Annotated in this window: 23 protein-coding genes and 4 pseudogenes; 17 read left to right on the top strand and 10 right to left on the bottom strand. The window is 69.6% G+C overall.

Annotation, left to right across the window (positions count from 1 at the left end; translation table 11 throughout):
- Positions 1 to 94 precede the first annotated feature (94 nt).
- Positions 95 to 406, bottom strand: a pseudogene (locus ACIRVK_RS43080) (transposase); the annotation flags it as partial.
- 198 nt (positions 407 to 604) lie between these two features.
- Between ACIRVK_RS43080 and ACIRVK_RS43075 the strand changes: the two are divergent.
- Positions 605 to 920 (top strand): annotated as a pseudogene (locus ACIRVK_RS43075) (Scr1 family TA system antitoxin-like transcriptional regulator); the annotation flags it as partial.
- Between the two features lie 163 nt (positions 921 to 1,083).
- Here the strand turns inward: ACIRVK_RS43075 and ACIRVK_RS43070 are convergent.
- The gene (locus ACIRVK_RS43070) at positions 1,084 to 1,614 is read right to left on the bottom strand and encodes a TetR/AcrR family transcriptional regulator (protein WP_404257238.1); all 531 of its coding nucleotides are present in this window, start codon (positions 1,612 to 1,614) and stop codon (positions 1,084 to 1,086) included.
- 180 nt (positions 1,615 to 1,794) lie between these two features.
- Between ACIRVK_RS43070 and ACIRVK_RS43065 the strand changes: the two genes are divergently transcribed.
- From ACIRVK_RS43065 to ACIRVK_RS43035, 7 genes and pseudogenes are all read left to right on the top strand, one after another.
- Positions 1,795 to 2,157, top strand: a complete 363-nt coding sequence (locus ACIRVK_RS43065) for a DUF4267 domain-containing protein (protein ID WP_404257236.1) — start codon at positions 1,795 to 1,797, stop codon at positions 2,155 to 2,157.
- A gap of 147 nt (positions 2,158 to 2,304) precedes the next feature.
- Positions 2,305 to 2,496, top strand: a complete 192-nt coding sequence (locus tag ACIRVK_RS43060; RefSeq protein ID WP_404257235.1) for a hypothetical protein — start codon at positions 2,305 to 2,307, stop codon at positions 2,494 to 2,496.
- 21 nt (positions 2,497 to 2,517) lie between these two features.
- A complete protein-coding gene (locus tag ACIRVK_RS43055) occupies positions 2,518 to 2,649 on the top strand; it encodes a hypothetical protein (protein WP_404257233.1) in 132 nt (43 codons plus the stop codon).
- A gap of 17 nt (positions 2,650 to 2,666) precedes the next feature.
- The gene (locus ACIRVK_RS43050; protein ID WP_404257231.1) at positions 2,667 to 3,137 is read left to right on the top strand and encodes a hypothetical protein; all 471 of its coding nucleotides are present in this window, start codon (positions 2,667 to 2,669) and stop codon (positions 3,135 to 3,137) included.
- A gap of 184 nt (positions 3,138 to 3,321) precedes the next feature.
- Positions 3,322 to 3,453 carry a hypothetical protein gene (locus ACIRVK_RS43045; protein ID WP_404257229.1) on the top strand — a complete coding sequence of 44 codons (132 nt, stop codon included), beginning with the start codon at positions 3,322 to 3,324 and terminating at the stop codon, positions 3,451 to 3,453.
- 551 nt (positions 3,454 to 4,004) lie between these two features.
- Positions 4,005 to 4,714, top strand: a pseudogene (locus tag ACIRVK_RS43040) (IS6 family transposase).
- 271 nt (positions 4,715 to 4,985) lie between these two features.
- Positions 4,986 to 6,032, top strand: coding sequence for a bacteriocin fulvocin C-related protein (locus ACIRVK_RS43035; protein ID WP_404257227.1), 1,047 nt, complete (start codon positions 4,986 to 4,988; stop codon positions 6,030 to 6,032).
- 1,344 nt (positions 6,033 to 7,376) lie between these two features.
- Here ACIRVK_RS43035 and ACIRVK_RS43030 read toward each other — a convergent pair.
- On the bottom strand, positions 7,377 to 7,511 hold the full coding sequence (locus tag ACIRVK_RS43030) for a DUF6207 family protein (RefSeq protein ID WP_404257226.1): 135 nt from the start codon (positions 7,509 to 7,511) through the stop codon (positions 7,377 to 7,379).
- 134 nt (positions 7,512 to 7,645) lie between these two features.
- Positions 7,646 to 7,872: pseudogene (locus ACIRVK_RS43025) on the bottom strand (transposase); the annotation flags it as partial.
- A gap of 20 nt (positions 7,873 to 7,892) precedes the next feature.
- On the opposite strand from ACIRVK_RS43025, the gene ACIRVK_RS43020 reads away from it, so the two are divergent.
- Positions 7,893 to 8,204, top strand: a complete 312-nt coding sequence (locus ACIRVK_RS43020; RefSeq protein WP_404257224.1) for a hypothetical protein — start codon at positions 7,893 to 7,895, stop codon at positions 8,202 to 8,204.
- Positions 8,205 to 8,495: 291 nt separating this feature from the next.
- Here ACIRVK_RS43020 and ACIRVK_RS43015 read toward each other — a convergent pair whose 3' ends face one another.
- From ACIRVK_RS43015 to ACIRVK_RS42995, 5 genes are all read right to left on the bottom strand, one after another.
- Positions 8,496 to 9,287 (bottom strand): ABC transporter permease, encoded by a 792-nt coding sequence (locus ACIRVK_RS43015; RefSeq protein WP_404257222.1) that lies wholly within the window; start codon positions 9,285 to 9,287, stop codon positions 8,496 to 8,498.
- Complete coding sequence (locus ACIRVK_RS43010) at positions 9,284 to 9,961, bottom strand: ATP-binding cassette domain-containing protein (protein WP_404257220.1); 678 nt, start codon at positions 9,959 to 9,961, stop codon at positions 9,284 to 9,286. The genes ACIRVK_RS43015 and ACIRVK_RS43010 overlap by 4 nt, the downstream gene beginning before the upstream one ends.
- 90 nt (positions 9,962 to 10,051) lie before the next feature.
- Positions 10,052 to 11,089 (bottom strand): YncE family protein, encoded by a 1,038-nt coding sequence (locus ACIRVK_RS43005; protein WP_404257218.1) that lies wholly within the window; start codon positions 11,087 to 11,089, stop codon positions 10,052 to 10,054.
- Between the two features lie 86 nt (positions 11,090 to 11,175).
- On the bottom strand, positions 11,176 to 11,541 hold the full coding sequence (locus tag ACIRVK_RS43000; protein ID WP_404257216.1) for a hypothetical protein: 366 nt from the start codon (positions 11,539 to 11,541) through the stop codon (positions 11,176 to 11,178).
- Positions 11,538 to 12,527 carry a DUF1259 domain-containing protein gene (locus ACIRVK_RS42995; RefSeq protein ID WP_404257214.1) on the bottom strand — a complete coding sequence of 330 codons (990 nt, stop codon included), beginning with the start codon at positions 12,525 to 12,527 and terminating at the stop codon, positions 11,538 to 11,540. The genes ACIRVK_RS43000 and ACIRVK_RS42995 overlap by 4 nt, the downstream gene beginning before the upstream one ends.
- A gap of 177 nt (positions 12,528 to 12,704) precedes the next feature.
- On the opposite strand from ACIRVK_RS42995, the gene ACIRVK_RS42990 reads away from it, so the two are divergent.
- The 5 genes from ACIRVK_RS42990 to ACIRVK_RS42970 all read left to right on the top strand — a co-directional run bounded on the left by ACIRVK_RS42990 (position 12,705) and on the right by ACIRVK_RS42970 (position 15,941).
- The gene (locus tag ACIRVK_RS42990; RefSeq protein ID WP_404257212.1) at positions 12,705 to 13,406 is read left to right on the top strand and encodes a response regulator transcription factor; all 702 of its coding nucleotides are present in this window, start codon (positions 12,705 to 12,707) and stop codon (positions 13,404 to 13,406) included.
- Positions 13,403 to 14,485, top strand: a complete 1,083-nt coding sequence (locus tag ACIRVK_RS42985; protein WP_404257210.1) for a sensor histidine kinase — start codon at positions 13,403 to 13,405, stop codon at positions 14,483 to 14,485. The genes ACIRVK_RS42990 and ACIRVK_RS42985 overlap by 4 nt, the downstream gene beginning before the upstream one ends.
- A gap of 103 nt (positions 14,486 to 14,588) precedes the next feature.
- Positions 14,589 to 15,116 carry a Chromate resistance protein ChrB gene (locus ACIRVK_RS42980; RefSeq protein ID WP_404257208.1) on the top strand — a complete coding sequence of 176 codons (528 nt, stop codon included), beginning with the start codon at positions 14,589 to 14,591 and terminating at the stop codon, positions 15,114 to 15,116.
- Positions 15,113 to 15,544 carry a chromate resistance protein ChrB domain-containing protein gene (locus ACIRVK_RS42975; RefSeq protein ID WP_404257206.1) on the top strand — a complete coding sequence of 144 codons (432 nt, stop codon included), beginning with the start codon at positions 15,113 to 15,115 and terminating at the stop codon, positions 15,542 to 15,544. Before ACIRVK_RS42980 ends, ACIRVK_RS42975 begins: the two co-directional genes overlap by 4 nt.
- Positions 15,545 to 15,566: 22 nt before the next feature.
- Entirely contained in the window at positions 15,567 to 15,941 is a 375-nt protein-coding gene (locus tag ACIRVK_RS42970; protein WP_404257204.1) for a hypothetical protein, read from the top strand.
- A gap of 88 nt (positions 15,942 to 16,029) precedes the next feature.
- Here the strand turns inward: ACIRVK_RS42970 and ACIRVK_RS42965 are convergent, their stop codons facing one another.
- Complete coding sequence (locus tag ACIRVK_RS42965) at positions 16,030 to 16,386, bottom strand: winged helix-turn-helix domain-containing protein (protein ID WP_404257202.1); 357 nt, start codon at positions 16,384 to 16,386, stop codon at positions 16,030 to 16,032.
- Positions 16,387 to 16,600: 214 nt separating this feature from the next.
- Between ACIRVK_RS42965 and ACIRVK_RS42960 the strand changes: the two genes are divergently transcribed.
- The 3 genes from ACIRVK_RS42960 (at position 16,601) to ACIRVK_RS42950 (ending at position 20,143) form a co-directional block, all read left to right on the top strand.
- Entirely contained in the window at positions 16,601 to 17,578 is a 978-nt protein-coding gene (locus ACIRVK_RS42960) for a cation diffusion facilitator family transporter (protein WP_404257242.1), read from the top strand.
- 243 nt (positions 17,579 to 17,821) lie between these two features.
- Complete coding sequence (gene chrA, locus ACIRVK_RS42955) at positions 17,822 to 19,060, top strand: chromate efflux transporter (RefSeq protein ID WP_404257200.1); 1,239 nt, start codon at positions 17,822 to 17,824, stop codon at positions 19,058 to 19,060.
- A gap of 279 nt (positions 19,061 to 19,339) precedes the next feature.
- Positions 19,340 to 20,143, top strand: coding sequence for a hypothetical protein (locus ACIRVK_RS42950; protein ID WP_404257240.1), 804 nt, complete (start codon positions 19,340 to 19,342; stop codon positions 20,141 to 20,143).
- Positions 20,144 to 20,859 lie beyond the last annotated feature (716 nt).

Genomic DNA, 20,859 nt, shown 5'->3' with positions numbered 1-20,859 from the left:
CCGCCTCAAGGCCATCGAGCGAGAGACCGAAGTGGCCTAACCGCCGGGGACGTTCGCCCGTACGCAACTGGGGACCAGAGGCCGTACGCCGACACACGGCGAACAATGCCCGGTCGATCCGACGCCGGCGCTCCAGGAGCGACGGGAAGAACGACCCGCTGCGCACCTTGGGGATCTTCAGGTCCAGGTCGCCGGCCTGCGTGGTCAGCACCCTGTCCCGGTGGCCGTTGCGTCAGGTCGTGCGCGTCTCGGAGTGCTCACGCGGCGCCGCACCGATCACCTCGGTGGCCTCGGCCTCGATCAGCTCCTGCAGGATGCGCTCGCACACCACCCTGATTGCTTCAACTCCATCGGCCCGACGTAGTGACTCAAGCAGCCGCATCAGCTCAGACTGGGACAAGGCCATCGCGTGCTCCTCCGGTTGAACTGGCCGTTCACCAGGGAGACTTGCGCGATGGCCTGCCCTTGTTCAGGGGGTGTGCACCACCAGCAGGTGCACGCCCCGGGCAGACACCCGCGCGTTCCGGGACCCTGCCCGGCTACACCACTTCATGGGACGCGATCCTCGGATACCAGCAGGCAATCCGCCCCGACAGGGACGAGAAGCGCCCTTCGGCACCAGATCTGCGGCGCTGAGGAGATGGCGGCCCAACTCGGCTTCCTACTCATGACTGGTGCCCTGCCACAGGTCTCCCTCGGGATCATCCCGATGACCGCCGCCTACAGAGGCCAATGGTCGCGGGAGATCTTCCACGTCTACGATGACCGGCTCGTGTCTGTCGAACTCGTTTTGGTTGAAGATCGCTTGGTCGTCGGAGATCGCCCTGTGCCTGCAGGCGTTCGAGCAGGTGCGCGGCGACGCCGTGTGCGGGGCGCAGGCGCGGGCCCTGATCGAGAAGGCCATCGGCGCGCTGCACTGAGCCCGGGTATCTGAGTGTCATGGGACGCCCGGCCAGGGGGCGTTCGCGTGGCGATCAGTGCTGCTCCGGGCGGGTTTCGTGCCCGCCGGGATGGCTGCGGGATCCTGTCCGGCATGGCTGGGCGGGATCAGGTGCTGATCTGCTCGCACCTGTTGAAGCTAGGTCACTGGGTCAGTATGTGGTGGGCGTATTCCAGACGGCTCTGCATGCGTGACGCGGGCTGGCGGCCGCCCATCTGGAGGGTGGCCAGGCCGTGCAGGGTTGCCCAGGCGACTTCTGCTCTGTTGTGGTCGGGAGCGGGGAAGGTCTCGTGGATGGCCGCGAAGGCGCGCCGAAGCGGTTCAGGGGCGCTCTCGGTTGCGAATCGCAGGTCCGAGGGCATGGAGAACATGGCTTCGTACAGGTGGGGCCGGGCCACGGCGAAGTCGAGGTAGGCGCGCATGCGCGCCATGGGCTCGGTATCGGCTGCTTCGAGTGCTTGGGCGAGTTCGGTGAATCCGGTGAGCGCCACGGCGTCGATGATTGCTTGTCGGCCGCTGAAGACCGAGTAGAGGACCGGCTGGGTGACACCGAGCCGGGAGGCCACCGCGCGCATCGTCACCGCCACCCAGCCGTCTGACTCGGCGAGCTGTTGCGCGGCGCGGACGATCTGGCTGCGTCGCAGTTCGAGGTCGGGTGCTGGTTTGGGGGACATGGTACCGACCATAGCACGGTTACCTATCAACGTTAGAGAACGGCGATCCCTCCACCCGGCCCGACGCCGTCCCGCCTGGCGACGCGGAAGGACTCGTCCTCGGCGCTGGCTAGGAGCGCCGCCCCTTCCTGTGCTAACGTCGTTATAGAACGTCGATAGATAACGTTGAAAGGAATCGTCATGACCGTCGCCGCCCTCGCCGTCGCACTCCTCGCCTGCGCCTTCATCCTGTTCATCGGAGTCCGGTTCCTGATCGCCCCCCAGGTCGCCATGGCCGGATTCGGCGTACCCGCAGACAGCCTGCGCGCCTTGACCAGCATCAAGGGCGTCCGCGACATCACCTCCGGAGTAGTGCCACTCGCAGCCCTCGCAGCCGGCGGCGTCCACGTCTTCGGCTGGGCCATGCTCGCCGCAGCGATCACCCCGATCGGAGACGCCGTCATCGTCCTCACCAACGGAGGAACCCTCCGCCAAGCACTGAGCATCCATGCCATCACGGCTGCGCTCCTCATCGCCGTCGGCCTCATCCTCGCCCTCGCTTAAGAAGCCCCACGTACTCAACGCCGTCGACGACCGCGGTGAACTCCTCACCACTGCGGTCGTCGACGGCATGCCCAGAACACCGGACACAGCAGCGCCCTCACCCTCGACCTGCCCTGCGAGACGCCGACCCGGCGGCGCGGCGTACGGGTGTACGTCCGCACCGTCCACGCCATACCAGGCAGGCCCGACGGTGGACTTGCACAGGCCATCGAGAAAATCGAGGCGGCCGACTGGAAGCTGGAGAACCAGCACGAGGACGTGCGCGTCGACCGCGAGTACCGGCAGAGGTACTGGACGTTGACGTTCAGGCCGAAGGCGGACGTCGAGGCAAGCGCCTGACGTCGTCAGTACGCTGCGAGCGTGGAAGAGGACGAACTCCTCGACGCCCTCTTGAGTCAGCCGATCGACGTCCCGCCAGGGGGCTACGTCCTGCGCGATGTACGGGACGAGGCGACGCGAGAAGACGCGTCCGTCGAGCAGTCCTGTAAATAGCTCAGTCCCGTCCGCGCGTGTCTGAAAAGCCGCTGGCGCTGGCGTTGGGGCGCTGTGAGTGTGGCTCAGCCCGGCTAGCCGGCCGCGCCGACTTCGAAAGGGATCGCTTCATGCTGTCTCGCCGTACGTCCCTGAAATCCGCCATCGTCGCCCTTGGCGTCGGTGCTGCGATCACTCTGTCCTCGCCCACACCCGCTTTCGCCGCCAACGAGGGCGACCACTGGTTCGGCACAGCGCACTGCACTGCAGATCACAAGATCGAGCTGCACTACGTCAATGGCGGCTGGCACGACGAGGTGGAACTCAACCCGACCTATGTTGGCGGATACTGCAAGTTCGTTCTAAACGACAACGGCCTCGTGCTCTGGGACTCCACGGGTGCCGGCTCCGGCTGGTGGCCCGACGGCCCAGGCCATTACATCTGTGCCTTTGTCGATGACACCACCACCGGCACTCCCGTGTACGCCTCCAGCGACGTCTGCAACTGAACCCACACTACGAGGACCATCGGCGCAAGACCCACCGTTGCGTCCGACAGATTCACCCTGTGCCCTACCCCATGGCCCCAAAACCTGGATGGTGTCCCTTGATGTGTCTAGCCGATCAAGGTGAGGGAGTGCGCCGGGGGTTATGCCGATGGGTTTTCGCTCCCTGCCCGCAGGGTGGGCCATCGTGCAACTCTCCGTAGTGAACGGGCAGTTCAACGCGGGAGGTGCGTCAATGAGCGGGCTGTGCGAGGCATGCGGCATGCGGCGCCGGACCGAGGCGGCGATCGCGGAGGCCGGGCTGGTCGCGGCGACCTGAGCGGCCGACCTGGTCGACGCCGCCGCGGTAGCCGCACCATCGGTGACAGTCTTGCCTACCTCACCTACCAGTCAGGGTGACGCCGTACATGGTTCTGTCCGATTTGCGAAGCTGCTTCAGATCCAGTGATCTGTGACGTTCTGTGACTGATGGGCTGCCGGTGGGGCTGGCCGGGGTAGAACTCGGGCGAGAGCCATGTCCAACCTGAAGAGCTGCCGCCTCATCGCTGTTGGGCGGGCAGTCTTCCAAGTGTCACCGGGGCCAGGGTGATTACGGCGTATCACCCTGGAGCCCTCGGGCGGCAGTGCGGGGGAGTGGTGGGTGAGCGGGCGCGCAGGGTGCGAGGTTGCTCCTGGCGGTACTCGCGGGCGGCGACCTCACGCGGTGCTGGCCTGGGTGGCGGGGCCGATCTCAGGCACCACGTCACCAGACCTGCCCTCCCACAGGTGGGGTGAGCGCCTCTTCAGCATCTTCCACGGCATCCCGGGCCCAGGACCCACCCTCGCGTCCGGCGCTGTTACGTTGTCGGGCGGCCGTGAGACGATCTTGGTCTGGGTTGTTGGGGAGGGGCGCCGTGGCGAGTACGCCGCCGTCGTACAAAAGTCTGCGTGTGGTTGTACTTCCGGTTCCCGCTGTCGTTCCGTGAGGTCGAGGAGCTGATGCTGCAGCGCGGCGTGATCGTCTCCTACGAGACGGTGCGGCGCTGGTGCGGAAAGTTCGGGCAGGGCTATGCCGACGGGCTTCGCCAGCATCGGCCGCGTCCCGGCGATAAATGGCATTTGGACGAGGTCTTCGTGAAGATCAACGGCGAGCGGCAGTACCTGTGGCGGGCCGTGGACCAGCACGGCGAGGTACTGGACATCCTGGTCCAGTCTCGTCGAGACGCGAAGGCCGCCAAGCGGTTCATGGCCAGGCTGATGAAGAAGCAGTGCCGGGTGCCGCGCTGGTGACCGACAAGCTCCGCTCCTACGGCACCGCCCACCGCGAACTGATGGGCTCGGTCGAGCACCGGGCGCACAAGGGACTGAACAATCGGGCCGAGAACTCCCACCAGCCGACCCGCCAGCGCGAACGCGCGATAAACGGCTTTCGCTCACCTGGATCCGCACAGCGCTTCCTGTCCGCGTTCAGCGGCATCTCACCGCATTTCCGCACCCGGCGACACCTCCTCGGCGCCGCCCGGCACCGGCTCGAGATGACTATCCGCTTCACCATCTGGGACCACATCACTGGTGTCACCGGCCTGCCCACCGCGGTCTGAACCAGCCTCCCGGACCCGCCCCGCCACACCCCGAAACAGCGTCAGACGATCAAGCACTCGTTAACGTGACAGCGCCCTCCCAGTCCGTCAAAGGCGCCGAGACCGTCTCGAAAGCGACTCGCGGATACGCTCATCTGTGACAAAGACCGCTCCACGAACAGGCAAGTATCCGGCAAAGGGTTCGAGCACGATCGAAAGGTGTTGCCCGAATCTATCCGGCTGTCCAGCCTGGGCAAGACGTCTTCTTCGCCCAGCGGATGGGAGAACCGTGATGACAAGCTGGATCCTCGCGTTCGACGCGGGCTGCCGGTCGTGCACCGATGTGGTGGACCGGGTGCGTGCCTGTGCGAACGGCAAGCTGACGACCGCCGGCCTCGCGGAACCGCGGATCCACGAGCTGCGGCAGCGCGCTCTCGGCAAGGCGGCCCCGTGGGCGCCGACACTGCTCGCGGTGGACGGCGACGCCGTCCGGGCGTGGACCGGGCCGGCGCTGTCCCTGCACCTGGTGCGGCTGCTCGGAGTGGCCGACTCCGTGCGCGTGGTCCGCGCCCTCAACCACGCCGACGTCGTGCGGCACCCCGGTCGGCGGAAGCTGCTCAAGGCGGTGCCGCTGCTGGGCCTCGGGGCGTTCGTCCTGTCCGGCGGGCTCGCGGCTCCGGCGATGGCGGCCAAACGTTCCGGCAACGGCAGCAGCGCCGGCAACGGCAGCGACGGCGAGGCGGCGAGGTGGGTGCGGGCCAACAGCGCCCGGCTGCCCACCGCCTACGAGGACTTCGTGTCCTACCCGATGCCCTACCGCAGGGCGATCTTCGCCGTGTCTCCCCCGGCCGTGCGCACCGCCCTGTGGGCCAAGCATTTCGAGGACTACCGCAAGGCCCGCCCGGGACTGTCACCCGCCCAGGTCGCCGTCATCGACGACGCCGCCCAGCTGGCACCGCGCGTCATCACGACCGGCAAGAACCGGGACCTCAGGGCCCTGCGAGCGCTGGCGGCCACGTCCGTCTCCCTGTTCGGCGCGCAGGAGGCGCGGGCGCTGCTAGGCACGCTCGGCCCGCGGGAGTCGCCGCACGAGTCCGCGCGGACGGCCCCGCAGGTGTTCTCGCAGGTGTCTTCGCAGATGTCCTCCCGGGCGGCCGGAGGCACCCTGGCCCCCTCCAGTGCCGCCTGGTGGTGCGAAGCGACCGGTCCCGACTGCGACACCAACTGCGAGGCCATCACGGGCTGCTCGGACGCCACCTGTTACGGCCCCTGTGTCTGCAGTTCGAGCGGCTGCGGGGACCTGTGGCTCAACTCGTGCAACGGCCTCTGCGGCGCCTGAGGCCCCGGCGGCCACCGGCCTGACCGCCCCCGCTTCGTGTCCGAGCGCTGCTTCTCTCCCGCAACCGCCGCTCGTTGATGCCCCGGGCTAGCGACTCCGCGGCCGCTGGCCAGGTGGGGGAGCGAGCCGCAGCCGTGTCCATGTGCTGACCGGCTTCGGCAGTGCGGCTGTCGCCCACTGTGGGCGGCCCGGATCGCGAAAGAGGTCCATCTCGCTTCCTTCCACGAGAAGGAGACCTACTGCGCGGCCGCGGGCAGCCCAGGCGGCGGCGATACGCTCGGCCACCCTGACCAGGTGGTCCCGCCCCAAGCCGCCGGACGGCGCGTCGAGGAGCTGGACGACGCACGGACGCTTCGGACCTTCTGGCTCCGTACCGTGCTCTGCGCGCCGGGGCCGGCTGACATCGCGGCCATCACTCACGGCCGCCAACGGCCGGGGTCCAGGGACCGAGCCGGTCCGGGACTCCGATACACGACTGCTGCGAATCGTGAGCACGCCGCGGCAGAAAGACCGGCGGGGTGCCATCCTCACGGTGCAGCTTTCGGGTCCGCACGCGTGCTCCAGCAGCCGTAGCCTGCAACCCACGATGCGGTCCTCGAGTACCTCGATCAGCCGCTCGTCGAATCCGACATCGGCCACCTGCCGTTCGATCAACCAGTCGAGCCCGTGGTATCCGTCCTCACCGCACTATCGGACGTCCGTGCACTCTCGCATCCTGCTCGCTGCCGCACTGCTCGCGGCCTTCGCACACCCCGCCCGGACCGCGACCGCGGGACCACCGAGCACCCCGACACCGACGACGCCGGGTGCTTGAGCATCCTCAACCGGTCACCCAGACATGGATAGTTCATCTCCTGCCGAGCACCTGGTGTCCTTGCGGGCGGCGGCCACCTTCACCGTCACGGCCCCCACGTCGGTCAGCCGCGGAACACTGTCCATCGGCGGTACGCGCAGCGTGCAGATGGGCACCGTCTCGGTTCGTGCGGCCCAGGCTCCCACCTGGACCGCGACCGTCATGTCCACCACGAACGGCACGATTCCCAATAGGAACATCTCCTACTGGTCCGGGCCGGTCACCGGTACGGTCGGCGCAGGAACCTGCACCCCGGGCCAGCCCACCGCCGCCCAGGCCATCTCACTGGACACCCCCCCCGCACGGCGTTCACCAGGTCCGGCGGGAACAGCAACAGCACCTGCAGCTGGAATCCCACGATCACCCTGACCGTGCCCACCACAGCCGTCGCCAGCGCCTACACCGGCACCATCACCCACTCGGTTGCCTGACAGCCCCGTGACATCCACGTCTTGAGTAAAGAATGGCTCGGTGGATACCGGTCTGGCCCGTCACCCCTCGCGGTGGTATCGCCCCCGCGCGGCGAGCAGCTGCTGGATGGCGCAGGCGGTGGTGTCATCGGCGGCCGCGATCTCCACCACGGCCAGCCCGGGCTCCGCGACGTGCGCATGGTTGATCTCTCTCATGTACGGCACGACGCGCCGGTACTCACCGAAGTTCTCCCTGCACCGGCGGTTTCACCCGACCGAGTAAGGGCACTGTCGTGGCGCCAGCAGCGCTGCCCGCACGGCACCCGGGGGGCGGGCGGCCGTCAGGGCGGAACTTCGCACCCACAAGCGCGGGCGACGGTCACCGCCGGGGTGCCTGTGGAGGCCGGCTGGTCGACCACGACCAGAACCTTTCCCTTGCGCCCCAGGCGGGCGAACAGCTCCCGCAGCTGGGGCTCGCCGTTGGGCAGCGCCTTGTCGAACGTCGTGCGGCCATCGCGTAGCAGGGCCGTGCAGTGGTGGCGGTCTTGCCCACGTCCAACGCGCAGAACACATCGATCGACGTGAAGTTGTTGGGCGATGACGGCAGCCAGCCGTGCCTCGCTGCAGGCCGACCTGGCCAATGCCCTGGAACGCAACAGCCGCCTGGCCGCCCGTGTGCGGCAACCGGAAAAGCGGCTGTCGCAGTCGATTGGGGCGAAGGTTTGGGCGGATTCCGGACTCGAAGCGTCGGCCGATGTTGATCGGATTCAGCGGCGGATTACCACGCTGGAGCAGCAGCTATCGGCTGTGCAGGGGGAACTCGACGAACGCACCGAAGAGCTCGAGGCGGCCCGTGTGGCCAATCGTGAGGTGACCCGGTCGCTGAACCACCGCCCCGCTCGTTTGTGACCACGTCATGGTGTCCGTCAACGTGGCTCCAGGCAGACCGCGAACACGCCGAGTGGCACAGGTCCGCAAGCGTCTGCTTCACATCCCACACCTGCCGAGGTTCGGGTCGCCGGCCACTCGCAATCCCGTCACCGTCAGCGGGCCGTAGGCCTGTGCGAAGGCAGGAGCGACCGTCTCCGTGCGGCCGAGCACGTATCGCGAAGACAGCGCCCTCAAGAAGGTGAGGCGGACAGGATGCTGCCGACCAGCGTTAATTCGCGTCGGCCGCCTTCGGCCCAGTCTGATCGGTGGTTACAACCGCGCCTTGGCAGGGCCGGTAGTCAGTGGGCGTAGACGGTGGGCGTCGTCGAAGAGGGAGTGTTCGGCGAGGCGGGCGGCCGTCAGGGCGGCGAGGGCGGCCGCTGCGAGCAGCATGTACATCACGACGATCTGGTAGCGGATCGCGGTGAGGGGGTCGACTCCGGCGAGGATGAGACCGGTCATGGCGCCGGGCAGGCTGATGATGCCGACGGTCTTGGTGGAGTCGATGGCGGGGACGAGGGCCGTGCGGACGATGGTGCGCTGGTGCGGCGCGAAGGCATCGGCGGCAGCCAGACCGAGACTGAGACGGGCCTCGATGGCGGGGCGTGCGGTGCGGACCTCGTCGGTGAGGCGGGTCAGAGCGAGGCCGGTGGCCTGCATGGCCCCGGAGACGACCATGCCGCCGACGGGGATGACCACGCGAGCCTGGGTGGCGATCACGCCGAGAGCGAGCAGGGTGCCGAGGGTCGCGGCGGTGCCTGCGGCGATAGCCGCAGTGGCGGTGAGCAGGGCCCTGTGCAGACCGGGGGCGCGGCGGGCGGCGACGCGGCCGCCGATGAGTACCATGAGCGCGAGCCACCCGATGGCTCCCGCGAGACCGGTGTGGCGGAAGACGAGCAGCAGGATGGCACCGACGGCGGCCAGTTGTACGGCGGCGCGTACCGCAGCGACGGTGACCTCGTGGGCCAGGCGAAGACGGCCGCGCCAGGCCACGGCGATGGTGAGGAGGACCAGGGCTGCGGAGGCGGCGACTCCCGCCCAAGAGGGGACGGCGGGATTCACGCGGTTTCCTTGAGGTAGTCGACGCGGTGAGCTTCGCCCTGTTCGGCGAGGCGGCCGTCGTCGAGGACGAGGACGTGGTCGGAGAGGCGGCGGGCCTGTGCGGTGTTGTGGCTGACCAGGACCACGGTGAGTCCGTCGGCGACCAGTTCGCGTGCGACGCCCTCGACGGCGGCGGTGCCAACGGCGTCGAGGGCGGAGGTGGGTTCGTCCAGCAGCAGGGCCTGCGGGCGGACGGCCAGGGCCCTGGCGAGGCAGACGCGTTGCGCCTCGCCACCGGAGAGGTTGGTGGTGGCGCGGTCGAGGTAGGCCGTGGGCAGGTGAGCACGGTCGAGCAGGGCCGCCGCTTCCCGCCGGTTCAGGTCAGGCCGGCCAATGCGCAGGTCGTCCAACACGGTGTCGGTGAGCAGGACGGGTTGCTGGCCGACGAGGGTGACGTGGCGGCGCAGGGTCAGGACGTCCCAGTCGGGCAGGGGACGGTCCTGGAAGGTGACGGTTCCTGTGGTGGGTTCTTCGAGGCGGTTGAGCAGGCGCAGGAAGGTGGTCTTGCCCGCGCCGCTCGCCCCGACCAGGGCGGTGCAGGCCGATGCAGGGATGGCGCAGGTGATCCCCTCCAGCAGGACCGCGTCGCCGCATCGCACCGTGACCTGCTCCAGGGCGAACGCGCTTGTCTCCACGGGTGCCACCTCCACCGTCCAAGCAATGATGCAACCATGGTTACACGAAACTGGCGGGCGGTGTCAGCAGCTACGGGCGGCGACCGGGCTTCACGGGGACGGCTGATAGATCAGGAGGGCGGGGTGGCCGCCGGAGCCGTGGGGGACGGGGTAGTAGCTGCGATGGGTGGTGGGGTCGACGGCGACGACGTGGGCACCGTCGGCCAGGTGGGCGCGGCCGGTGACGGTCAGATGCCGGTCGCGGTGGTCGGCGGTGGTGACCCAGCCGGACTCGGCGGCCACGTAGAGGTGGCGGTCGGCGGGATCGTAGGCGAGGACGTCGGGGTCCTGGCCGACCTGTTCGGTGTCGGTGACGTGCCAGGTGGTCAGGTCAAGGGTGAGCAGTCGGGCGTTGCCGTCGCAGGCGACGAAGGCCAGCCGGTCGGCGGGGGCGAGGATGAGGCCGTGGTCGTGGTCGCAGCCGGGCAGCGCGACGCGGCGGGTGATGTGGAGAGTGACGGGGTCGATCACGGCGAGTTCGTTGCGGGTCTGGACGTCGACCAGCATCTGCCGGGTGGTGGGGTCGTAAGCGACATTGCCGGCCTCGCCACCCAGGGTCACTGTGCCGCGGACCGCTCCGCTGTTGGCGTCGACGACGGTCTCCGAGCCGTCGGACTCGTTGGTGGTCCACACCGTGTTGTGCAGGGGGTCGTAGGCCAGGCCGTCGGGGGTGTCGCCGGTGGGGCTGCGGTGCAGGACCTTGCCGGTGGACTCGTCGATGGCGGCGACCTGGTTTGCGTCACTGGCGGTGGCGTAGACACGGTGCAGGGCGGGGACGACCAGGACGCCGTGGACGCCAGGCAGGTCGCTGATGGTCCGTACGACCTTGTCCGCGTGGGTGTCCACCTCGATGACCTGGCTCGCGCCGAGGTGGGCGATGAACAGCAGGCCGCGGCCGGGATCGAGGCTGGAGTAGTCGAAGCGGGAGTTGTCACCCGGCAGGGCGATCTCCTTGACCAGCCGGAGGGGCAGCGTTTCCTTGGGCGGCTGGCTGCTGCCGCGGGTGAGCGTCACGCCGGCCACGGCGGCGGCGATGACCAGGCCTGCGGCCAGGGCCAGCAGGGCACGAGGAGTAAGGCGACGGGTCATGGGCGGGCTTTCCAGGGGGTCGGCGGTGAAGCGGCCCGTCCGTCCCGCCGCCCGATGTCGGTCGGCGGGACGGATGGCCGGGCCGTTCAGTACAAGTAGATGTCGACGAGCAGGGCCGCGACAGTGGCCAGGAGCGAGTAGCGGACGCTGGTGCGTGCCGGCTGGGTGGCCAGCGGGCCCAGCCCGTAGCCCAGGGACGCGGCGGCGAGGGTGAAGACGCCGGAGCCGGTGTCCTGCCAGCTGATGGGGAAGACCACCACGGGTGCGTCGGTGAAGAACTGGTCCCCGTGCGCGGCCCGCAGGATGGCGTTCCAGGCGAGGGGACCTACGGCCGCGGCGAGCGCACCGGTCATTACCACCGCTCGGGCGCGGCCCCGGGCGATGACGATGAGGACGGCGGCGAGGACGGCCGACAGCACCGCGCCGTAGGCGATCTGACCCCAGCCGATCATGACGCGGGAGCCGGCGCGGTCGCGTCCAGGGCCGGGCGCAGCGCCTTGGCCAGGGTGACTCCGTCGGCGGTGGCCCAGAAGTGCATGTAGAACAGGCGCGGCTGGTCGGTCAGGGAGTGGTTGTGCAGTTCGACGATGTCGATGTTCCCCTTCCGCAGGGCCTGGATGACCTTCTGCACCTCGGGTGCGGTCATGACGAAGTCGCCGTTGATGGCGGCCTTGTTGCCGCCCAGCGGCTGGAAGTTGATGCCGGTGGTGATGCCGAGGGCGGGCGGCAGCACGTGCATGCCGTCGTTGACGGTCTGGTTGCGGGCGATGGAGAACTTGTAGATGCCGCCGTCCGCGGTGCCCTGGCGGCCGAGCGCCTTGTCGATGCCGGCGGTGTCCAGTGCAATGGGCGGCTGCGTGGTCGGAGGCGGCGAGGCCGGAGGGATGGCCGTGGCATCCAGCGCGGACTTCAGGCCCTGGGCGAGTTTCACCGGGTCGCCCATGGCGTGGACGTGGGTCCACCAGATGGCCGGGGACTGCTGGAGCAGGTGCTTGTGCAGGGCGGTCTGCTCGATGCCGGCAGCCTGGAGCGCGTCGGTGACCTTGGGCAGTTCGTCCTCGGTGACGACCAGGTCGCCCATGAGCATGGTGCCGTCGTGGTACTTGGCGAAGTTCGCGTAGCCGCCGAGGGAGAGGCCCGGCTTGATCGCGATGCCCTCGGTGGTGACCTTGAGGTCCTTGCGGGGCAGGCCGATGTGGTAGACGGTGCTCTTCATCAGCGTTCCGGTACGGCCGAGGGCGTCGGCGACGGGCTTCCAGTCCTTCTCCGTGGTCTGCACGGGCTGCTGCAGGTGGCTCGGCTGCGCGGCGGCCGCGCTCGGACCGCCGGCATCGCTGTTCGTCTGGGTGCCGCAGCCTGCCAGCAGGCCGCTGGCCGTCACCAGCAGGAGCGCGGCCGCCGCCCCTGCGGCCGGCTTGGTGATCGAACGGGGTGACATGACCACTCCTCGTCGAGATCGTTGTGAAGGTGCCTATGTGGTCAGCGAAGTCGCCCCTGATGAAGGTGGCATGAAGAGCCACCCGGTCAAACGGGTGACTTCATGCCACCTTCATGAGCGGCACGGATCGTGAACCGCGCGACGAGGTGCGTGGTGACGGCGGGCGAGGAAGGTGCGATGCGGATCCTGGTGGTCGAGGACGAGCCCAAGATGCGGGACCTGCTGCGCCGGGCCCTGACCGAGGAGGGCTATGCCGTCGACACGGCCCCCGATGGCCCCCAGGCCTTCGCCCTCACCGACGTGGCCGTCTACGACGCGATGGTGCTGGACGTAATGCTGCCCGGCCTGGACGGTTTCGAGGTATGCGCCAACCTGCGCAGGCGCGGCACCTGGCTGCCCGTGCTGATGCTCACCGCCAAGGACGCCGTCGCTGACCGCGTCCGCGGCCTGGACGGCGGCGCGGACGACTACCTGACCAAACCGTTCAGCCTGGAGGAACTCTTCGCGCGGCTACGGGTGCTGATCCGCCGCGGTCCGTTCGAACGGCCGGCCGTCCTCAGCGCCGGCGACCTGTCTCTGGACCCGGTCACCCGCACCGTGCGCCGCGGCGGCGAAGAGATCTGCCTGACCGGCAAGGAATACGCGCTGTTGGAAGCCCTGCTACGCCGCCCCGGCACTGTGCTGACCCGGGCCATGCTCGTCGAGCACTGCTGGGACCTGGGCACCAGCCCCGGCTCCAACGTGGTCGACGCCCACATCAAGGCCCTGCGCGACAAGATCGACCGCCCCTACGGCACCCGGGCCGTCGAGACCGTCCGCGGCGCCGGATACCGGATCCGCCGCGACGGCGGCCGCGCCCCCACGAGCCGCACGTCATGAACCGCATCCCGCTCCGCATCCGCCTCACCGCGATCTTCGCCGCCGTGATGGCCCTGGTCCTGGCCGGCGCCGGCTACCTCACCCTCAGCCGCTTCCGCGAGTCCCAGGCCGAGTACGGCGCGACCACGGGCATCGCCCACCAGGCCCAGCAGGAAGCCCTCGACGACCTCGTCCGCGAACTGCTCACCGCCCTGCCCATCGTGTTCGTCCTCGCCGCCGTTGGCGCCTACCTCCTCGCTGCCGCGGCCCTGCGCCCGGTGGAACGCATGCGCACCCAGGCCGCCGCCGTCACCGAGGACATCACCGAGTACCGCCTCGACGTACCACCCAGCCGCGATGAGATCGCCCGCCTGGCCATCACCCTCAACGACATGCTCATCCGCCTGCAGACCGCCCTCGACCACGAGCGCCTCTTCGTCGCCGACGCCAGTCACGAACTGCGCACTCCGCTCAGCCTGCTGCGCACCGAGATCGAACTCGCCCTGCGCCACCCCCGTGACGCCGCCGAACTGCACGCCGCGCTCGTGTCCGCGCATGAGGAGACCGAACGGCTGGTCCAGCTCGCCGAGGACCTGCTGCTCCTGGCCCGCACCGACCGCCGCGACACCATCCCGGCCGCCTCGGCGGTTCCCGACCTGGCACCGCTGCTGCACCGCGTCGCGGCCCGCCTGCGAAACGGCTCCCCCGACAAGACCATCACCGTCGACTGTCCCGACGGACTGACCGCCGCAGTCCCAGGGGACCGCCTCGATCGGGCGGTGACGAATCTGATCCACAACGCTCAGCAGCACGGCCGCGGCCCGGTCGAAGTGACCGGCCGCCCCGGCGCGAAGCAGATCCGCATCGAGGTCCGCGACCACGGGCCCGGCTTCCCGCCCGACTTCCTCCCGCACGCCTTCGACCGCTTCACCCAGGCCGACCGCTCCCGCGCCACCAGCGGAACCGGCCTCGGACTGGCCATCACCGCCGCCATCGCCCGCGCCGCCGACGGCGAGTACGGCGCCTTCAACCACCCCGACGGTGGCGCCGTCGTATGGATCACCCTCCCGACCCTTCCGCAGCCGCCCACGACCGCTTGAGGCACCCCACCCGGCATGCAACCATGGTTACGTTGAACATGAGCTGGCTGCAGGGAGCGTCGATGAACCGGACAACGTCCGCACCCACGGATCGGTGCACGCCATGACCGCTGAGCAGCCGACGCGCGCCCCGGGCGAGTGGGTGCTCCTCTCCTACCGGATGCCCCGCGAACCCTCCACGCCCCGCATCACTCTCTGGCGCAAGCTCAAGCGCCTGGGAGTCGCACAGCTCTCCGACGGCCTGGTCGCACTGCCCGCCGACGCCCGCACCCGTGAACAGCTGGAGTGGATTGCCGACGAGGCGATCGAGGCCGGCGGCACCGCCTCCCTCTGGATCGCCCGGCCCGCCACCCACGCCCAGGAACGCGAGCTGGCCACCTCCATGACAGCCGCCCGCGCCGCCGAGTACCAAGCCGTCATCGACCAGGCCACCCAGGCCACTGGCACGGCCAACACCGCATCCGTCGCCCGCCGCCTGCGCGCCGAACTGCGCCGCATCGGCCGCCGCGACTTCTTCGCGCCCTTCGAACGCGACCGCGCCCACGCCGCCGTCCGCGCCCTCGCCGACGAACCAGGCGGCAAAGCCGGCACAGCGCCGAAGGCCGCAAGCCACCGGGGGCAGAACGCATGAAGTGGGCCACTCGCGCCGGGATCCACATCGACCGAGCCGCCTGTGCCTGGCTGATCCGCCGACACATCGACAAGGAGGCCGAGTTCGTCTTCGTCACCGATCCCGCCGAAGTCTCGGACGACGCGACCCCGTTCGACATGCGCGGCGTACAGCTCAGCCACCACGGCGACGACTGCTCTTTTGAGACGATCCTGCGCTGCTACGACCTGACCGACCCGGTGCTGTGGAAGCTGGCCGAGATCGTCCACGAGGCCGACCTCGACGACGAACGCTACGACGCCCCCGAAGCCCCCGGCGTGGACGTCGTCCTGCGCGGCCTGTCCATGATCTGCGACGACCAGCGGATCCTGGAGCTGACCGGCCCGCTCTTCGACGGCCTGTACGAGTACCACCACCGGGGCATGTTGCTGGGGCACGAGCCCTCCTGACCCCTTCATCCCGGAGCAAGCCATGCCGCTCGTCATCACCTCGTCATCGGAGATCTTCAGCACCGCCCACATCGGGCTGACCGCCGCCATCACCGGCGTCCTCGCACTGGCCGTCGCGATCTGGCGGCTTCCGCGGGCCGCGTGGCCCGACATGGCCGCGGTCGCCGTACTGTCCGCGGCGTCCGTCTATCTGTGGCGGACCTCGGCGAACATGACGCCGCTGAACAAGGACGGCCTGCCGGGATTCTCCGCCAACGACTGGGCCGCGCCCGTCCTCACGTACGTCTTCCTCAGCCTCTACGCTGACGTCCGCATCCCAGCGGATCCACGCCGCTACGCCCAGACACGGGCACTCGCCACCCTCGCCTCACTGGCGGTCAACGTCATCACCATCTGACAGGGCGTGCCCGGCGGGCTTCGGCCCCTGCGCGAGGGGGACACTGCCGAGGAGGCATGACCTGCAGCTGGGGCGGCGCCGACGGAGTTCAGTCGTGCGGCGGCAAGTGGCCGATCTGATGGTCGGCGACGTTCAGCGCCTCATCGACCAGGCGGCGCAGGTGCCCGTGCCGCAGGGCATACACCACGCGCCGGCCCTCCTTGCGGGTGGTCACCAGCCCGGCCAGCCGCAGTCGGGCCAGGTGCTGGCTGACCGAGGTCCGCGTCGCCCCGGTCGTCTCGGTCAGAGTCGTGACGTCGGCCTCGCCCTCACCGAGCCGCCGCAGCAGGGCCAGGCGAGTGCGGTCGGCGAGCAGTCCGAGCACCTCAACAGCGGCGGCGAGACGCTCGCCGTCGCCTGGCTGTTGCGAGCCGTGCGCACCTGATAGATGCATGCGTGCGTTCATATGCACATAATGGGGAAGTGGCAACGCCAAGTCCAGTCCGCCCCGCCCGCCGACCGCGAAAGGCGCGATCACCGTGACCGAGCAGTCCCACACCCACGTGCCGCACGACCACGATCACAGCGAGCAGGACCACCCGCATCCCCACGCCGACGGCGGCCACCACGACCACGGTCACGAGCACAGTCATGACCACGGGAGCGGCCGGTGGGCGAAGCTGCGGCACCAGCTGGCACACATGGTCACCCCGCACAGCCACGAAGCGATGGACAAGGTCGACTCGGCGATGGAGACCTCGCGCGAGGGCATGCGCACGCTGTGGCTGTCCCTGGGCATACTCGGTCTGACCACCGTCATCCAGGCGGGGATCGTGGCGGTGTCGGGTTCGGTCGCCCTGTTGGGCGACAGCATCCACAACGCCGCCGACGCGCTCACCGCCGTCCCACTCGGCATCGCATTCGCCCTCGGCCGCCGGGCGGCGAACCGCCGCTACACCTACGGCTACGGCCGCGCCGAAGACCTGGCCGGCATCGCCATCGTGGTCACCATCGCCGCATCCTCCGCGCTGGCCGCCTACGAAGCCGTAGACCGGCTGCTGCACCCGCGCGACGTCACCCACCTGTGGGCGGTGGCCGTCGCCGCGCTGGTCGGGTTCACCGGCAACGAATGGGTGGCCCGCTACCGCATCACGACCGGCCGCAAGATCGGCTCCGCCGCGCTGGTCGCCGACGGCCTGCACGCCCGCACCGACGGCTTCACCTCCCTCGCAGTCCTCCTGGGCGCCGGCGGCGCCGCGATCGGCTGGCGCTGGGCCGACCCGGTGGTCGGCCTGCTGATCACGGTCGCGATCCTGATGGTCCTCAAAGACGCCGCCCGCGAGGTGTACCGGCGGCTCATGGACTCCGTCGACCCGAAGCTGGTCGACGCTGCCGAGACCGCCCTGCGCGAGGTCGACGGTGTGCGCGACACCGGACAGGTGAGGATGCGCTGGATCGGCCACGCCCTGCGGGCCGAGGCCGACATCGTCGTCGACCCCCACCTGACCGTCGTCCAGGCCCACGCGCTCGCGGTCGCCGCCGAGCACGCCCTCATCCACGCCGTACCCCGCCTGAACGCCGCCACCGTCCACACCGACCACACCGACCACGGCAGCGACCCGCACGGAGCCCTCGCCCACCACGCCGACGCCCGCTGACCTCGATCAGCCGCTGTCGACCGCCACAGCACGGCGCCGCCGGGCCAGCAAGCCGGCGGGTCTCGGCGATCGCCTCCTGCGGGGGGCTCGAAATAACGGCGAACGTACTGGGCCCCTCGCCCGCAAGTGCACCTCATGCCCGCATCCATCGGGCAGCCCGCGCCGCCGATAGCGGCGGCGGCTCTTCGCCAACCGGCCACCGGCGCCATTGAGGAAAAATGCAACCATGGTTACAGTACCCGCATGGTTTCCGAGGACACGGCGCCACCAGGCAGCGCAGGCGACAGCGAGATACCCGAGCTGGCCTCGGCAACGGCTTCGGACGATCCGGGATTCGCCGCCGTGCTGCGGTACTTCCTACGCCTGGGCACCCTCGGCTTCGGCGGACCCATCGCCGTCGTCGGCTACATGCAACGCGACCTGGTGGAAAAGCGCGGCTGGATCGCCAAGCAGGAATTCCTCAACGGCGTTGCCCTCGGCCAGACCATGCCCGGTCCGCTGGCCGCGCAGGTCGCCATGTGGGTCGGCTACCTCAGGCGGGGCGCACTCGGCGCCGCGGCGACCGCCCTCGCATTCATTGCGCCGTCCTTCCTCATGGTCACCACTGTCGCCGCCGTCTACGCCCACTACTCGGGCCTGAGCGCGGTGCAGGCGCTTTTCTACGGCATTGCCCCGGCCGTCATGGCGATCATCGCCATCGCCGCGTACAAGCTGGTCCGCCTCACCGACGGCAAGGACTGGCGTGCTTGGGCCATCAGCGCCGTGGTGTTCTCCGTCACCGCCCTCACCGGCAGGGAACCGATCTACCTCATCATCGGCGCCGGACTGCTGATGATCGCCCTCGACGCCCGGCCGCGCCTGCGCCTACCGCGGCGCCACACTTCGTATCCCGGCAAGGGCACATCGGCCTACGGCATCGCCGCCGCACCGCTGGCCTCCACCACTCTCGGCACCCTCGCCTCCGGCGGGACGCTGGTCTCCCTCGGCCTGTTCTTCCTCAAGACCGGAGCCCTGGTCTTCGGCTCCGGACTGGCCATCGTCCCCCTGCTGCGCGACGGCGTGGTCAGCCAGCACCACTGGCTTACACAGGCACAGTTCCTGGACGCCGTGGCGATGGGACTGATCACCCCCGGCCCGGTCGTCATCACCGCCGCCTTCATCGGCTACCTCGTCGGCGGTGCCACCGGTGCGCTCATCGCCGCCGCCGCCATCTTCATCCCCATCTACCTCGGCGTCGTCGTCCCCGGCCGATGGTTCATCCGCCACCGCGACAACCCCCAGCTCAAGGCGTTCGTCACCGGAGCCACCGCCGCCGCGGGCGGCGCCCTGTGCGGCGCGGTGGTCGTCCTGACCCGCCAGGCTGTCATCGACCTGCCAACCGCCGTCATTGCCCTGGTCACCCTCGCCCTGCTGTGGCGCCTCAAGATCCCCGAACCGTACGTCGTTGGCATGGCCGGGTCCCTCGGCCTGCTGCTCCACTGACCGGCCTCCAGAGGACATCCGCCTGGAAGCCCGCCGCGACATGGCTGTCTTCCGGCAGACGATCGAACGAGACCCAGCCGAACGGCAAGTCGCCATCGACCAGTTGGACGGCCTGAGACGAGTAGGCCCATCGCGTCCGGGTGAATCGTCGAGCGCATCCGTGCACCACAGGTGTTGCACCCGCTATGGTCGTCCTTACCGCTTCTGAGCTGCGTGATGTTGAACCGCACGCTTGCGGCGCCCCGGAGAAGTTTCCTCGATGGGCGCGGGTTGGCGGAGATGGCCCGGCTGCGGGCTGCGGCGCACCTCGGGGTGGACCTGCGGATCGGGGTCGCGTCCACCGCAGCGCTCGCGGCGACCGCCTCCGCCCAGGCACCCATGCCGGGCGGCCTGGTCGTCGTCGAACCCGAGCAGGCGCACCAGTGGTTGGAGCCGTTGCCGGTGGGCGCGCTGTACGGGCTCGGCGAGCGGCAGGCGAGCGACCTGCGCCACTACGGCGTGCACTGCGCCGGCCAGCTCGCCGGCCTCTCCCTCCACACCGTGCAACGGATCCTGGGAGCCCGGGCCGGTCGGCTGGCCTGGGAGCGGGCCCGCGGCATCGACCCACGCCCGGTCACCCCCCGCGCCCTGCCCGCCTCTCTCTCACGCCGGCACCGGTTCTCCCGGCAGACGCTGGACGGAGCCGAGGTCCGCGCCACCCTCCTCGACACCGTCGTCCGCCTGGGCACCGAACTGCGCCGCCGCGGCCAGATCACGCAGGTGCTCACCCTGACCCTGGAGTTCGCCAGCGGCAGCCCGCTCGCGCGCACCCGCCGCCTCCCACAGGCCTGCGCACACGAGGACGACCTGCGCACGACCGCTTACCGGATCATGGACTCCGCGGCGCTGCAGCGGGCTCTGCTGACCGGCCTGCCCCTGCGTGCTGACGATCTCCTGTCCGCCGACCAGGCCGCGGGTCAGCTGTCGCTGGACGGCGAGCGGGAGACACGGCTGGCGGCGCAGGACGCCGTCGACTGTGCGCGGGCACGGTTCGGTCCGCAGGTGATGGTCGGCCCTGCCTCGCTGCTGGGAAAGGCCTCCTAGGCAACCGGGCGCCCTTCGACGGCCCCGCTTCCCGGCCCGGCGAACAGGGGAGTACGTCCGGGGCAGGATGGGGTTGTGGATCACGGAGGGGGAGGCGTGCAGCTGACCATCGACCCCAAGAGCGACACCTGTGAGCAGGCGATCGCGGCCGTGCAGCGCGGTCATCACAAACGCCGAACTGACCACCCCGCCCGAGTGGGGGGCCGACCTCCTGGACGTCGAGGGTGCATCTCCCCTCCTACTGTGGATGTCATGACCCCAACTATCCCTCCGGTCACGGTCTCCACAGTAGGAGGGGAGATGCAGGCGGCGCAGCCGTCGCATCCGTGAGCCGACGCTCAGTGTTGTCACCGGCGAAGCCGGCCGAACGGGCGGACAGGCTGGCCGAGGCAGCCTGGTTGTCACTAATGAGGCATTCGGCTTGTCACAAGTGCTCCTCCGGCAGCCCTTCTGTCACGAATACCGAAGATCCGGCGTTCCTGGAGGCTGAGGGCGATTCCATACCGCCGGGAGCGCCGCCGATCTCGGGCAGTCCGCTGGTGCGGACCAGGATCGGCTCCCCGCCGCTCGTCTGCAGGCGGGTCGGCCGACGGGCCGTCAGAAGTCGTACGGCTTCTTGGTGCTCCAGTTCAGCACGTCGGCCTCGTTCCAGCTGAACTGGGGCTTCCGGTCCTTCATGACGACGGAGTAGAAGGGGCCGACGTGACCGTCCGCGC

The sequence above is a fragment of the Streptomyces sp. NPDC101152 genome (assembly GCF_044768275.1).
Taxonomy (GTDB): Bacteria; Actinomycetota; Actinomycetes; order Streptomycetales; family Streptomycetaceae; genus Streptomyces.
This window is presented reverse-complemented; position numbering and strand designations above follow the sequence as displayed.